The following is a 13,422-nucleotide window of genomic DNA, read 5'->3' on the forward strand; positions in this document are numbered from 1 at the left end:
GTAGCACTCGTTCGAACCGGCTGGAACCGGCAAGCGGCATTGAACGGGTGAGCAGCTTCAAACAGGGCAGTGGTTAAGCGCTTGAACCGGGAAACGTTTGCGCGGTTGCCAGCGACGCCAGCACCTGCTCGGCCACCAGTTGATGACCAATAGCTGTCAGATGGGTGCCATCCGCCATCAACGCCTGTTGCCGCTGTTGCCAGAGGAGATCGTAGGTGGCCACATAAACCACGTGGTCATAACTGGCCGCCACCTCCGCAAGAATGGCGTTGTAACGCTGGATTCTGGGGTTCCGGGGCAGGTCCATATTGGGAGCGGTGTCGACCAGCACAAACGGGGTCTGCGGTGCAGATTGCACCAGCGCTTCCAGGCGCTGGCGATACTCCGCCTCAGGCACCTGCTCGACCGCGCCCAGACGCTCATGCCAGTGCCACTGACGCGCCCGCTTCTTGAGCTTCTTGACCAGCTTGCGGGCGAGCTTGCGCAGCGGGTTATCCGGGTAGTACAACACGTAGGGAGCACCCCGGAAGGTCAGCCAGGAATCCACCAGACCGTACTGCACCATAGCCAGATCGCAGCCCTGTGGAGGGTGGCTGATGGCGTACCGGCCCAGCTCCCGGGTGGTGCTCATGGTGTGGCCGCAATTGGTCAGGGTGAGGCCAAGGCCTATGGCAACCCGTTCCGGCCACAGCGCCAGCGGCGCCTCCCGCAGACCTTCGGTATTGCAGTCTCCGTAGGCAATGCAGCGTCGTGTCATTGGGTACTGTGCTCCTATCTATCACCCCATCCTATCCCCCATCAGGCCATCACCTTGTCCAACCACCACCGGGAGCGTCGGCAAAGCTCCGGCTTGCGGCAGGGATGCCTGATTCCCGGACGTGGAAACCGGCACAATCATCACCGGAGTCGCCGACGTGATAGGGTACCATCTCTGTCCCAGCACACCACCGAGCTCACGCACCAACACCATGATCGATCTGACCGGGCACACGCCCTTTGCCGCCGGCTACAACCGCCACTGCTACCAACATCCCGACCAGCCGGATATCTGCCTCAAGGTGCTGATCCCGGCCAACATTGAACGGCGCTTCCAGCGTCAGCCGCTGGCAAAAAAACTGCTGGGACGAAGCCGCCTGGATGACAACCGCCAGGAAATCAGGGCCCATCAACAGCCGGCCATTCGCCACCTTCTGAGCGTAGGCCAGGCATCCACGGTCTGGCAGCACCTGCCCCGCTTCGACGGCACCGTCGACACCAGCCTGGGGCCGGCTAACGCCAGCGAACTGGTGAGAACCGCTGACGGCCAGCCGGCACCAACCCTCGAAACCCTGTTGGCCCAGGGCCAGTGGCAACCGACGCTGATCGAGGCCTGCGACCGCTTCCAGCAATGGTTAATGCGCTACGGCATCCTGACCCGCAACCTGTTGCCTCACAATCTGGTGGTGACCGATCGCAGCGGCCGCCAGGAGCTGCTGCTGGTGGATGGCCTCGGTGCACCCACACTGCAACACCATCTGGCAACGATACCGGCACTGCGTCAACGCTATCTGGAACGCAAACTTCAGCGGTTTCACCGCCGCATCCAGTGGGAACTGGCCGGTCGCCCGACTCGCTGGCAGGACGCTGAAAACAGCTAGTGTCCCGTCTGGTTAATTCATTGACTTACTGAGCCACTGACAACCCGAAGAGCTAGGCGTACTGGTGACGGTTTGGTGGCTCCAAATCGAGACAGTACAACGACGCTGTTCGGGTTGTCAGTGGCTCCCGAAGGGCTTGCCTCTGAGGACTCTGAGACAAGCAGTAAGTTAACGAATTAACCAGACGAGACACTCATGTCCGGTTCGGTCAGTTCGCCGCCCAGTCCTGGCCCAGACACGCTTGCCGGGCCCCTGCGTAAGTGGTAGCTTGCCCGGCTACTGTTTCCTTGCAAACCGGGATTCTCGCCACCGTGGCCATCACCAAAACCTCATTGCTCATTACGCTACTGAAACTCGCCGGTAAGCTGCCGCTGCGCCTGGCACAGCGGATTGGCATGACCCTGGGTTGGCTGGGCTGGGTGTGCCGCACGGAATCCCGCCGTGTCACCGAGATCAATCTGGCCATGTGCCTGCCCGAGCTTAGTGACCAGGAGCGCCAGGCGCTGGGCCGCGTCAGTCTGCAGCAGACCGGCGCCACGCTGATGGAAATTCCGCTGATGTGGGAATGGCCAGTGGAACGCTGTCTGTCGCTGATCACCGAGATTGAAGGTGAACATCTGTTGGCTGACGCCCAGGCCAACGGTGAGGGGCTGATCCTTCTGGCACCACACCTGGGCAACTGGGAGCTGGCGGGCCTGTACTTCTCGTCCCGTTACCAGATGGCGGCACTGTACAGCCCGCCACACCTGCCGGAATTCGAGGACTACATGATTCAGGTCCGGGGACGCCTGGGCTCGGAACTGGTGCGGGGCGATCGTCGCGGCCTTGCCCGGATGACCGCACTGCTGCGTCAAGGGGGCATCGCCGGCATCCTGCCGGATCAGTCACCCCGTGGCCAGGGTCGTGCCATGGCGCCCTTCTTCGGCGTTGAGGTGCGGACCATGACCCTGGTCAGCAAGCTGATGCAAAAGACCGGGGCCCGCGCCCTGCTGACCTACGCCGAACGCTTGCCGGACGGCCGTGGCTTCCGGCTGGTCATCCGTGACGTTGAAGCCGGGCTGGCCGATGCCGACCCGGTCATGGCCACCACCGCCCTGAACCGTTCAATCGAGCAGTCAGTGCGCCGGGTACCGGAGCAGTACCAGTGGGAATACAAACGGCTACGTCACCGTCCTAGCGGCGAGGTCAATCCATACCGGCCCCACAAGGTTTGCTGACAGCCGGCTCCTCAAGCCGGTAAGAAGCGGCCCACACACGAGGCACCGTAACCCTGTATAATCCGCCTGGCGCCCTGTTCGGCGCCCCGCAATTCACTGTCAGGCAGAAACCATGCACCCGCAAAATCCCGGTGTGGTGATCACCACCTACAATTCCCCGCTCTGGCTCAGCAAGGTCCTGATGGGCTATGAGGTCCAGTCCACCCCGGATTTCCGGGTGATCATCGCCGACGACGGCTCCACCGACGACACCCGCCAGGTGATCGAGACCTTCCGAACCAGGGGCCGTCTGACCATCGACCATGTCTGGCACGAGGACCAGGGCTTTCGCAAATGCCAGATCCTCAACAAGGCCATTCGTGAGACCGACTGTGACTATTTGATCTTCACCGACGGTGACTGCATTCCTGAACCGGACTTCATCGCGACCCATGTGCGTCTCGCCCGGCCAGGTCATTTCCTGTCAGGCGGTTATATCAAGCTCACCATGCCGGTCTCGGAGTTGATCGGGGAAGATCACATCCGCTCTGGTGAAATATTCCGTGCCGACTGGCTGGTGCAACACGGCCAACCCAAGAACCACAAGCTCTGGAAACTGGCCGACTCCCAGCGATTTCGGGACTTCATGAACTGGGTGACACCGGCAGCGGCGAGCTGGAACGGCATGAACAGCTCCACCTGGACCGAAGACCTGCGAGCAGTGAATGGTTTCAATGAAGACATGCAGTACGGTGGTCTGGATCGGGAACTGGGAGAGCGGCTGTGGAACTACGGCCACAAATCCATCCAGATCCGCTACAGCACAGTATGCCTGCACCTGGATCACGCCCGTGGTTACTCCAAGCCTGAGATCTGGGCCCGTAATCGCGCCATCCGCAAGGCGGTGAAACAGCAACGCATCACCTGGGCGCAACACGGTATCGAACCACCGGCCGCGGGCACCAACGAACAACCCAAGGGCCAATAGTCCACCATGCGAACCCTGGTCATCATTCACAGCCTCAAGATGGGCGGTATGGAACGGGTAGCTGTCAACCTGGCGGACGCGTTCGCCGACGCCGGCCACGACAGCCACCTGATCACCTGCCGTCGACGGCCGAGGGACCTCGTACCTTCAACCCCTGAAGTACAGCTGCACCAGTTTGACCAGTTCCAGGCCCTGCTGAAATCGGTAATCGGCACCCCGGTGTTCCTACTTTCACGGCTGCTGCTCGGCGTCCTGCTCCCCAAGTCCCACTTCATCTGGACCGGCTGGCTTACCGGCTGGCTGCTGAAACGTCGTATCCGCCAACTGGAAAAGCAGCACGGTCGATTCGACCGGATCGTTTTCCGTGGCCTGGGTACCTTCAAGTATTTCTGGTCGTTCCGGGACCCACGCAACATCTACGTGCTCGAGAACGTGATTCACCACGACCGTCCGGCCTGGCAAAAACGGCTGGAATGGAAGCTGGTGTTTGATCAACGTCACCTGGTGTGCGTGTCGTCCGGGGTCAAAGCCTCCGCTGAAGCCGCCTTCAGCCAGGGTGGGATCGAGCCCCTGAGCCTACGGGTTATTACCAACCCCTGTCCGGAACAGCAGATTCGCCAGCGAGCCTCAGAGCCGTTGCCGGCCATACCCGACGGGCCCTTTATCCTCAACGTCGCACGCCTGGTGCCCCAGAAGGGCCATTCACGACTGCTGGAGGCCTACGCCAAAGCCCTGCCGGCGCATAAACTGGTGATTGTCGGTGAAGGTCCCTGTCGCCAGGCGCTGGAACAACAGGCACAGAGCCTGGGCATTGCCGACCGGGTGCTGTTCGCCGGCCAGCAGACCAATCCCTACGCCTGGATGGCCCGCGCCGACCTGTTTGTGCTGTCGTCTGAGTTTGAAGGACTGGGCATTGTGCTCACCGAGGCATTGGCCTGCGGTACACCGGTCATTTCCGTCGACTGTCCGGGCGGGATTCGCGATGTCTTCAAGGGCGACCTTGAAGCCTATCTCTGCCCGATGAATGCCGACGCCCTCGCGGATCTGATCCGGAAAACCCTGGCACAACTGCCTATTGAGGTAAAACCAAGCTGGCTGGCGGACTTCCAGCCATCAGTTATCGTTGATCGCATGCTTGCCGACCCGGCGGAGGGAGCAACAACACCATGATGCCGTCCCCTCAGCTGGGCCATCTACGTCTACTGTTCATCAAAACGAGGCTCGATGCAGCCGAGTTTGATTTGATTCGCCGTCTCCACGAGCTCGGTCTGACCCTGAAGGTTATCTGTCAGCCACAAGGCGATCATCAGCGTCAGTTCCTGCAAGAGCAGGACCTGCTCATCGAGCCGCGGCGAAGGCGCGGCAAACTTGACCCGCTCTTCATCCGGCAGATCCGTGGCATCATTCGCCAACATAACATCAACCTGATCCATGCCACCGATTCCACCTCGCTGGCCAATGCGATCTGGGCGAGTTACTTCACCGGCGTGCGTCTGATTGGCTACCGCGGCACCAGTGCACGGATTCGCAAGAGCGATCCCACCTACTGGCTGGGCATTCTGCATCCGAAGGTCAAGCTGATTCTGTGTGTCAGCCGGTCGGTATACGATTACATGAAAACGGTGGTAGAAGAATCCCGACTGCGGCTCAACTACAAGGGCTTTGACGCCAATTGGGTCGATCCCCGGGCACCGCTGCCAGACGCCTTTCCGGTCGACCCCAAACAGCACTTTGTGGGGCTGTTTATGGGCAACAGCAAGGGCCGTCCCCATAAAGGGCTGGAGGTTCTGATCCAGGCTTTTCACCAAGTGTCCGACCTGAACAGCGTGCTGGTGGTGCTGGGCAACTTCAGTCAAGAGGCCGCCAATCTTGCCAAGCAGGGGCCAAACCGGGAGCGCATTTACCTGATGGGAGAGCAGATCGACGCCGTCCAATGGCTGGCCCAGGCCGATCTGTATGTCCAGCCATCGCTCCAGGAGGGCCTGCCCCGCTCCGTCAAGGAAGCCATGGCCCTCTCACTGCCGATCATCATCACGGATATTCCCGGACCGACCGAACTGGTGGAACACGGCTCATCCGCCCTCGCCGTTCCCGCCAACCAAGCTGAACCGCTGGCCCGGGCCTGGGATCGGCTCGCCGCCGACCCGGCCCTGAGACGACAATTGGGCCGCAACGCCCGAACCCGGCTGGATCAGAACTTCTCAGCGCGATGCTTTGTCGATAACACCATCATGGCTTACTTGGACGTTTTACCGCCTGAGTCTTGAATTGGCGGGAAATGACAATATAAAGACGCTACCAAACTACGAGAGAGAGCGCTGTGAACGACCTCCAGCCCAGTCCACCGGACTGGTCGCCTGAGGAGATTCGATTCCTGTCCGACATAGGGGCAATCGACCATCCAGGCCAGATTGAAGATGTCGAGCTGATCAAGCGACGCTGGGTCTACAGGACATTGCGGGAGGTATTCCGCACTCCGAATGGCTTTATCCTCAAACGGTACGCCAATGCCCCGGGCCGCAACGATATGCGACGGGTCTGGCAACGCGAAGATGGCGCTCTGCGGGAGCTGGCGGGGCTCCCCGTGCCAAACACCAGCGGCTTCATCCAGTTCCGCAATCACTGGGGCAAGCAGTCGATTCTGTACGCCCGTAGCATGGTGCCGGGATCACCAATCACGGACATCAATCAGCCATTGCTGGAAAAGATCGGTCACCTGCTTGCCAGCTTTCACCGGCGCGGCATCATCACCCAGGACGCCAGCCCGGACAATTTTCTGCTGGAGGAAAATACCTATCAGACCCTGTGGTTCATCGACTTCGGCCGCGCCCGTCATTACCGCTCCGCCAATGCCCTGTACTGGACAAGTATCGGCAAGGAGTTTGCTTTGTTGCAGTACCACTTTGGTCTCAGCAGCGCGCAGATGGCCTCCCTGCTTGCCGCATACTGGCAGCAGAGCTCCCATTCCCAGCTGGCGCAAGCCTTCATCCTCTGGCGCTTTCACCGCCTCCAACGCCGATACGTCAGGCGCGCACACACCCGTTTACTGAGCATGACCGACGTTACCAAGCCGTAACCGATTCCGCATCAGCAGAGCAATTCTCAGTCCATATCGCCCTGTCTCCGACTGGGGGAAGGCGGTATAATTGCGCCTCATTGATTTGAGCGCGGCTGGGCAGTCGCCGTCACGTTGCTCACCTCCCGATCCCTCAACCGTTGAACCGTCGCATGTCGCAGCAGCGCCCCCACCAGTTTTCCGTCATTGTCACCACCAAGAATCGGGATCAGTACCTGAAGCAGGCTCTGGACTCTATCCTTGCCCAGACCCGGGCGGCTGCCGAGGTGGTGATCGTGGACGATGGCAGTGATGTTGCCGTGGCGGACCGGCTCCCCGGCAGCGAGCGCTTCCGACATGTTCGCCACGAAAACAGCCTGGGGGTTTCAGCGGCCCGCAATGCCGGTGCCCGGGCCGCCCGCAGCGACTGGCTAGTATTTCTGGATGACGATGACTGGCTGGCTGACGATTTTCTGGAGCATATAACGGCCTTCCTCGAGGGTGCCTGCAAGCCGACCGCCTTTATCTGGTCAGGCAAAACCAAGGTGTTCGAACGCAAAGGCAAACGGGTTCCGGTCCTTCTGCCAGCAGTGCCAACAGATCACCCACCCTCTCCTCAGGACTGGGCCAGCCTGATGGACGTCACCTGTTCAGGCATGGCCTTCAACCGGGAGGCATTCCTGGCAGCCGGTGGTTTTGATGAGCAACTTACCATGACCGAGGACCGGGATCTGATGTTCCGCTTGCTGGCAGCGGGCGTTGTGGGATTCCCTTGCCCCTCGGCCAACCTGTTCTTCCGGATTCATGATGGCTCCCGCCTCAGTAACGAAGGCCATCGCAGGGTTGGAGCCGAGTCCGATCTCACCGTGCTCCAACGCCATCAGACCTTTCTGGATAAGCATCCGGTCCTGGCCGAACGCTTCATGGGCCGGGTGGCAAAACGACTCTGGGCCGCCGGCTACTACGATGAAGCCATCGCCATCAACCGACGGCTATGTCACATTACGCCCGGGTCACAAAGGGGCCGCAGACGGCAGTTTTTATGGGCTTTGCAGCGGCGTTTCAGACCTCAGATCAAACAGCTGAGCGGATTCCTCTGACACTCGCCGTGCCGGGAAAGGACCCAGACATGACTGATCGAATACTGAAATTGAAACTGCAACTGAAGCACTGGCTGAGATACCGCTATCACCGCCGCTTGCGGAACTCGTTCCGAAACCAGCCGTTCAACGAACGCGATATGCTGTTCGTACACGTGCCCAAAGCGGCCGGCACGGCTGTCATAGCGTCCCTGTTTGGCCGCTCTGCCGGCATGGGCCATACCACGGCGAAAAAGTATCTCCAGATCTTCGGTGGCGCCCACTTCTATTCCAAGTACCGGTTTACGTTCGTACGCAACCCCTACGATCGCCTGGTGTCTGCCTACGAGTACCTGTGTCGGGGCGGCAACAACTCCTACGACCTGATGTTCAAGCAGCGCACAATGGACAGGTTCTCCGATTTCGATGACTTCGTGCTGAATGGGCTACGCCACGACCCTGCGGTGCAGAACCACGTGCATTTCCGCCGTCAGACCGATTTTCTGTACATCGGCAGCAGCCTGGCGGTGGACTTTGTCGGCCGCTATGAGAACCTCGATAAAGACTTTTCATACCTGGCTGCCATCGCTGGCGTTTCCGCCACCCTGGAGCAGAAGAACCCCAGCCAGAGATCCCGCACGGTATCGGATTACTACCAGAACCCGGAGGTCCGTCAGGCCGTCCGCGAGTTCTACCAGCGCGACTTCCAGGCCCTGCAGTATGACGACGCTACCCTGTAAGCACTGAATGCACCAACGGACCCGCGATGCCTGAGATCCAGCACACGAGCCCCAGGACCATGCCCAACGCCCTGCCTATCTATCTGGTATCACTGGACAAGGATCATCAGCGCCGAGAGCAGCTGGCGACAATGCTGCCCAGCCACCACCAACAGTTCCGGCGCATCAGTGCCGTCGATGGTCGAGAGCTGCCCGCAAGGGAGTTCTTCAGGCTGGCGTTCGGGGCCATGAAACAGGGGCATCGGCTGATGCTGCCAGGGGAGGTCGGTTGTTCATTGAGCCACATTCAGGCCCTTGAGCAGTTCCTCGATTCAGGCGCCCGCGCAGCCCTGATTGTTGAGGATGACATTATTGGCACCGATGAAGACCTCAACGCCACTCTCGCACTGTTGCCTGAGCTGCCGGAGAACGGTGTGCTGATCTGCGGTGGCCAGGAGGGCATGCCAGCGCGCAAATTTCTGTTCGGCAAAGCCACGGAAACGCCGGGGCTGTTCCGCCTTGCCCGCTATTCCCATGCTTACGTCTTCCGGACCTGCTGCTACGCGGTGACCCGGTCGAGCGCCCGCCGTATTCTGGACGCCCACGCCGAACACCTGAAACTGGCGGATGCTTGGGGCAGCTTCTTTCGCCACACCAACATCGACATTTACTTCGCCAACCTGTTAGCGCACCCGGAAGATCTGGACAACAGCCATCTGGAGCAGGAGCGGGCACTGTTCAACACCGCCGGTTCAGTCCGAAAACCGTCGTTCCTGAACTGGCTGGCCCATCGCCTGCAGCGACTGAAGCGGAAATGGGGCGCCCTGATGTGCCGACTCAAGGGCTATCAGCAGCTGCTTCCCCGGCGTCATTAGCCCTCCTCTTCCCGGCATAGGACATGGACAACGCACACCCCATCACCAGGGTGTAAAGGTTCAGGCCATGGTCGTCACTGAACAGCAGGCCATAGACCAGTGAACAGCACATGACGAACCCAATACTGGTCACCGAGAACAGATAGAAACCAATCTCCATGCCGCCGCCATGATAGGCCACGCGGCAACGCCAGAGCACCCAGCCGAACAGGCCGACGAGAAGCAGCATGCCACCCACGCCGTAGCTGATACCAGCCTCAAGGTAAGAGTTGTGAAGCTGCCGATAGCCGCGGAATTGTGGTGACTCCTGAGCCGCCTGCTCCAGAAAGTAACGGGCCGAGCGATAGCCCCAGCCGGCCACTGGCCGTTCGGCTATGCGCTCTATCCCCAGCTGCCAGAACTGGACCCGCAATCCCCAACTGCTGTTCGGTATCTCGAGCCCCTCATCGCCGGAGGTAACTGCATCAATCACGCCCGCTTCCGACTGAAACCGCTGAACGTTGCTACCCAGCAGCCCGGACTGGACCACCACCACCCCAATCGCAACCAGCAGACACAGCCCACCCAGCCAGTAGCGGAGAGGCAATCGCCGCAAGCGAGGCAGACTCCGCAGGGTCAGAACGGCCATAGCCGCCAGCATCAGCACCAGAGCCAGCAGCACGCCCCGGGTTTGTGTCATCAAGATGAGCACAGCAGCGTAGGCCATCAACCCAACCCATAACCCCAGGCGCAGCCAGGAAAACGTTGGAGAGGCGACCAGAGGCCTGACAAAGGCCATCAGTCCCAACATCACGACCGAGAAGTAGAGGGCCGTGCGGATGGGATTCAGACCAAAACCGACACGGCCTCCCGCCAGGCCGAGGCGAAAGTCGGCCCAGCCGTTGCCAAGTACCCAGGGCATCAGCAGTATCAGCACCGCGGCGCTCCCCAACAGCGCCGCCACCCATCGGCGTTGGCCGGCGAGCGCCAGTGCCAGGAACAGGAATAGGAACTTGTCGAGGAAGTCCTCAAGCGTGGGGCCGCTGCGGGCGAGATCGGGAAAATCCAGCATCAGCAAGGCCCAGGTAATGACCAGTTGCAGGGTGACAAGCCCCAGCAACCAGGGTGCCCCGCCTCCACGGGCCAGCGGGCTGTAACGGACGAACCCCACCAGCCCTATGGCCAGGAAGGTAATATCAATCAGTTTGGGGCGCTCGAGGGGTGTAAACAAAACCAGTGCGTAACCAAAGGCGGCTACCACAAAAAGCCAACCCAACCAGCGCGGCAAACGGGGTGCCAGAGGATTGTGCCACAGCTCACTGGACAGCATCTTACTCATACCTTTATCAGTCACCGCGCACTCGTCACTCCGGGATATCCATGACCACCGGATGGCAGGCCAGGAGCTGCAATTATGAACAGTCAGAGGCGTAGGCTTCGGTCAGAGCCTGCCAGAGCCCTCTCCGATCTTCCTCAGAGAGATCCCGGCATCGCTTCTCGACGGATCGCCGAAGCCTGCGGATATTGTTTGCCTGCCAGCCGCCACCGGATTTCTGTCGCAGGCGGCAGCGATCGAAGTCGATCAGGTAGACCCGTTCGCCGGACACCAAAATGTTGTCGACATTGAGATCGACATGATCCAGGCCAGCATCATGGAACCGGCGAATCGTGGCACCGACCTGAGCCCAGAGCGCCTCCTCACGGTAGCGGGGACTGGCTGGCAGCGGCACCGCCCCGGGAATACGCCGAATCAGGATAGCGGCCTGATAGAGCCAGGAGGAGCGCCGCTGGCAGAGCGCGGCCACCGGCTCAGGAACCGGTAAGCCCCGAACCTGCAACGCCATCAGCAACTGGAACTCGGCAAACGAGCGGGCCTGCCGCTGCGAGGAATACAGATAGCTGCGCCTGGACAGTTTGGCCGGCAAACCACCCCGGCGGTAATGCCGCAACACCCAGTCCTCACCAGCATGATGGACAAACCAGGCACCACCACGCCCGCCGGTACTCACCGGGCGGGCCTGGTCTTCCCAGAAATCAGGATCAAACCAGTCGGTCGTGATCTGCTGCGCCACGTCAGCGCGGGCCAGTATCGCCGCGCGCTGATCAGGCAGCTGGATTTCTCGCGCAGGCGACGAGTCGTTTCGGGTCATGGTGCTCACAGGTATAAATGCCCGAACGGTCCGGGACGCCTTTTCGGGAGTGCGTTAAAATGGCGCCCAGTTTAGCAACGAACCCTGGGCCGCCGCCACAGCGCGGGCCAGGCCAGCACGGAACCCACTGTCTATGAAGTCCATTTGCATACTCCGCCTGTCCGCCATTGGTGACGTGACCCATGTGGTTCCCGTCGTCCTCAGCTTGCAGGAACAATGCCCGGGCATTCAGATCACCTGGATCATCGGCAAAATCGAGGCCCGTCTGGTCGGCGACCTGCCGGGCGTTGAATTTATCGTGTTCGACAAGAAGGCGGGGCGTCAGGCCTACAGCGATCTGCGCCAACAGCTCAAAGGCCGCCGTTTCGACGCCCTGCTGCACATGCAGGTGGCGTTTCGTGCCAACCTGGTTGCCGCCTGCATCCCGGCGGACATCAAGATCGGTTATGACAGGGCCCGCAGCAAGGACCTCCACAGCTTATTTATCAACCGTCGCATTCCCGCCACTCCCAAACAGCACGTACGCGACTGCCTGGCGAGCTTCCTGGAGCCTCTGGGGTTACAGCCGGCGCCGCCCAGATGGGCGTTCTCCCTCAGTGATGAGGATCATGCCTTTGCCCACGACCAGCTGGCCCACGACCGGGTCAACCTGGTGATCAGTCCCTGCGCCAGCCACATTCTCCGAAACTGGTCAGCCGAGCGATACGCCGCCCTGGCGGATTACGCCATCCAGCACCACAACGCCAATGTGATTTTGGTGGGCAGCCCGGCTCCCTTTGAAAAGGCCATGTGCGAGCAGATTGCAGCCGCGATGAAAGAACGTCCTCACAATATCTGCGGCCAGGACACCTTGAAGCAACTGACGGCGCTGCTCAGTCATGCCGACTTGCTGGTTGCGCCGGATACCGGCCCAGCCCATATCGCCAGCGCGGTGGGCACCGATGTGCTTGGACTCTACGCAGGCAGTAACCCACAACGCTCCGGCCCCTACCAGTCTCTGGCGTGGTGCGTTGACCGCTACCCCCAGGCGCTGGAGCAGAACTGCGGCAAAACGGTGGAGCAGGTGCGCTGGGGCACCAAGACCGAATATGAAGGGGCAATGGATCTGATCACCGTCGAGGACGTCACGGCCACACTTGACCGCTGGATGGCAGAGCGTTTTCAGGGGCCCGGAAAGCCCTACGCCAAAGCCCCCGAGGCGTCGTAAGAGGAGTGCCGCCGGAGCTGGCTCCGGCGGTCACTGTCAGGGCTGATCAGCTACGGGCGGTGTAGTCCTGGTAGGACTTTTCTTCCACAAACCGCGAGCCCAGAGCCAGGTTGATGTCTTTCTTGATCGCGGCACGCTTGTCGTTGGTGACGTAGACCGCCCGCGCCAGTTCGATGAAGCGGTCGCCGAAATCCTGGGCCGCCTCCTGGTCACGGATGTCATCCTCGATTTCCCACAGCTGCTCATTCACCATTTTAAGCTGCTGCCGCAACTCGGCGATGGCGGCCTGGTCAGCAACCGCTTCGTCCCAGGTCCGGCTCAGCTCTTCCAGCTCCAGCCGCACGTTCTTGACCTTGGTCTCATCCGCAATGCGCTCGGACTTGATCTCCAGAATGGTGATCTTGTCGAGAACCTCGCCGAAGGAGACCGGCACCTTGATTACATCAGTCATGGGATGCTTCCTGAATTTGGGGTTCGTACCGTTGCTTGAAAGCCGCCATTCTAGCAGGAAAGCCCAAACCGGGGCATGGGCTTACC

At 60.6% G+C, this 13,422-nt stretch carries 14 protein-coding genes; 10 read left to right on the forward strand and 4 right to left on the reverse strand.

Annotated features, from left to right (window positions below; genetic code table 11):
• Nucleotides 1-73: 73 nt before the first annotated feature.
• On the reverse strand, nt 74-757 hold the full coding sequence (locus J2887_RS17445; protein WP_227172408.1) for an SGNH/GDSL hydrolase family protein: 684 nt from the start codon (nt 755-757) through the stop codon (nt 74-76).
• A gap of 211 nt (nt 758-968) precedes the next feature.
• Between J2887_RS17445 and J2887_RS17450 the strand changes: the two genes are divergently transcribed.
• The 9 genes from J2887_RS17450 (at nt 969) to J2887_RS17490 (ending at nt 9,549) form a co-directional block, all read left to right on the forward strand.
• Nucleotides 969-1,637, forward strand: a complete 669-nt coding sequence (locus J2887_RS17450; RefSeq protein WP_227172411.1) for a YrbL family protein — start codon at nt 969-971, stop codon at nt 1,635-1,637.
• Nucleotides 1,638-1,948: 311 nt separating this feature from the next.
• Nucleotides 1,949-2,854, forward strand: a complete 906-nt coding sequence (locus J2887_RS17455; protein WP_227172415.1) for a lysophospholipid acyltransferase family protein — start codon at nt 1,949-1,951, stop codon at nt 2,852-2,854.
• Between the two features lie 112 nt (nt 2,855-2,966).
• A complete protein-coding gene (locus J2887_RS17460; RefSeq protein WP_227172419.1) occupies nt 2,967-3,821 on the forward strand; it encodes a glycosyltransferase family 2 protein in 855 nt (284 codons plus the stop codon).
• 6 nt (nt 3,822-3,827) lie between these two features.
• Nucleotides 3,828-4,991, forward strand: a complete 1,164-nt coding sequence (locus J2887_RS17465) for a glycosyltransferase (protein WP_227172420.1) — start codon at nt 3,828-3,830, stop codon at nt 4,989-4,991.
• Nucleotides 4,988-6,088 (forward strand): glycosyltransferase family 4 protein, encoded by a 1,101-nt coding sequence (locus tag J2887_RS17470; RefSeq protein WP_227172421.1) that lies wholly within the window; start codon nt 4,988-4,990, stop codon nt 6,086-6,088. Before J2887_RS17465 ends, J2887_RS17470 begins: the two co-directional genes overlap by 4 nt.
• 53 nt (nt 6,089-6,141) lie before the next feature.
• A complete protein-coding gene (locus J2887_RS17475; RefSeq protein WP_227172422.1) occupies nt 6,142-6,897 on the forward strand; it encodes a lipopolysaccharide kinase InaA family protein in 756 nt (251 codons plus the stop codon).
• 152 nt (nt 6,898-7,049) lie between these two features.
• Nucleotides 7,050-7,976, forward strand: a complete 927-nt coding sequence (locus J2887_RS17480; RefSeq protein WP_227172423.1) for a glycosyltransferase family 2 protein — start codon at nt 7,050-7,052, stop codon at nt 7,974-7,976.
• Nucleotides 7,977-8,005: 29 nt separating this feature from the next.
• Nucleotides 8,006-8,695 carry a sulfotransferase family protein gene (locus J2887_RS17485; protein WP_227172424.1) on the forward strand — a complete coding sequence of 230 codons (690 nt, stop codon included), beginning with the start codon at nt 8,006-8,008 and terminating at the stop codon, nt 8,693-8,695.
• Nucleotides 8,696-8,754: 59 nt separating this feature from the next.
• Nucleotides 8,755-9,549 carry a glycosyltransferase family 25 protein gene (locus tag J2887_RS17490; RefSeq protein ID WP_227172425.1) on the forward strand — a complete coding sequence of 265 codons (795 nt, stop codon included), beginning with the start codon at nt 8,755-8,757 and terminating at the stop codon, nt 9,547-9,549.
• Here J2887_RS17490 and J2887_RS17495 read toward each other — a convergent pair.
• Both J2887_RS17495 and J2887_RS17500 read right to left on the reverse strand, forming a co-directional pair.
• The gene (locus J2887_RS17495) at nt 9,512-10,867 is read right to left on the reverse strand and encodes an O-antigen ligase family protein (protein ID WP_227172426.1); all 1,356 of its coding nucleotides are present in this window, start codon (nt 10,865-10,867) and stop codon (nt 9,512-9,514) included. The two genes, J2887_RS17490 and J2887_RS17495, sit on opposite strands and share 38 nt — an antisense overlap.
• Nucleotides 10,868-10,940: 73 nt before the next feature.
• Nucleotides 10,941-11,678 carry a 3-deoxy-D-manno-octulosonic acid kinase gene (locus J2887_RS17500; protein ID WP_227172427.1) on the reverse strand — a complete coding sequence of 246 codons (738 nt, stop codon included), beginning with the start codon at nt 11,676-11,678 and terminating at the stop codon, nt 10,941-10,943.
• A gap of 133 nt (nt 11,679-11,811) precedes the next feature.
• Here J2887_RS17500 and J2887_RS17505 point away from each other — a divergent pair, with 133 nt between their 5' ends.
• Nucleotides 11,812-12,885 (forward strand): glycosyltransferase family 9 protein, encoded by a 1,074-nt coding sequence (locus J2887_RS17505; protein WP_227172428.1) that lies wholly within the window; start codon nt 11,812-11,814, stop codon nt 12,883-12,885.
• A gap of 46 nt (nt 12,886-12,931) precedes the next feature.
• Here J2887_RS17505 and J2887_RS17510 read toward each other — a convergent pair whose 3' ends face one another.
• Entirely contained in the window at nt 12,932-13,336 is a 405-nt protein-coding gene (locus tag J2887_RS17510) for a DUF6165 family protein (protein WP_227172429.1), read from the reverse strand.
• Nucleotides 13,337-13,422 lie beyond the last annotated feature (86 nt).

Source organism: Marinobacter sp. CA1 (genome assembly GCF_020546665.1).
In the GTDB taxonomy this organism is placed as follows: Bacteria; Pseudomonadota; Gammaproteobacteria; order Pseudomonadales; family Oleiphilaceae; genus Marinobacter; species Marinobacter xestospongiae.

Bases quoted from the DNA above. Each gene is read 5' to 3' on its own strand.
- J2887_RS17500 (WP_227172427.1), bottom strand. From the start codon at position 11,678: ATGACCCGAAACGACTCGTCGCCTGCGCGAGAAATCCAGCTGCCTGAT.
- J2887_RS17480 (WP_227172423.1), top strand. From the start codon at position 7,050: ATGTCGCAGCAGCGCCCCCACCAGTTTTCCGTCATTGTCACCACCAAG.
- J2887_RS17505 (WP_227172428.1), top strand. From the start codon at position 11,812: ATGAAGTCCATTTGCATACTCCGCCTGTCCGCCATTGGTGACGTGACC.
- J2887_RS17460 (WP_227172419.1), top strand. From the start codon at position 2,967: ATGCACCCGCAAAATCCCGGTGTGGTGATCACCACCTACAATTCCCCG.
- J2887_RS17495 (WP_227172426.1), bottom strand. From the start codon at position 10,867: ATGAGTAAGATGCTGTCCAGTGAGCTGTGGCACAATCCTCTGGCACCC.
- J2887_RS17465 (WP_227172420.1), top strand. From the start codon at position 3,828: ATGCGAACCCTGGTCATCATTCACAGCCTCAAGATGGGCGGTATGGAA.
- J2887_RS17445 (WP_227172408.1), bottom strand. From the start codon at position 757: ATGACACGACGCTGCATTGCCTACGGAGACTGCAATACCGAAGGTCTG.
- J2887_RS17485 (WP_227172424.1), top strand. From the start codon at position 8,006: ATGACTGATCGAATACTGAAATTGAAACTGCAACTGAAGCACTGGCTG.
- J2887_RS17490 (WP_227172425.1), top strand. From the start codon at position 8,755: ATGCCCAACGCCCTGCCTATCTATCTGGTATCACTGGACAAGGATCAT.
- J2887_RS17510 (WP_227172429.1), bottom strand. From the start codon at position 13,336: ATGACTGATGTAATCAAGGTGCCGGTCTCCTTCGGCGAGGTTCTCGAC.
- J2887_RS17470 (WP_227172421.1), top strand. From the start codon at position 4,988: ATGATGCCGTCCCCTCAGCTGGGCCATCTACGTCTACTGTTCATCAAA.
- J2887_RS17450 (WP_227172411.1), top strand. From the start codon at position 969: ATGATCGATCTGACCGGGCACACGCCCTTTGCCGCCGGCTACAACCGC.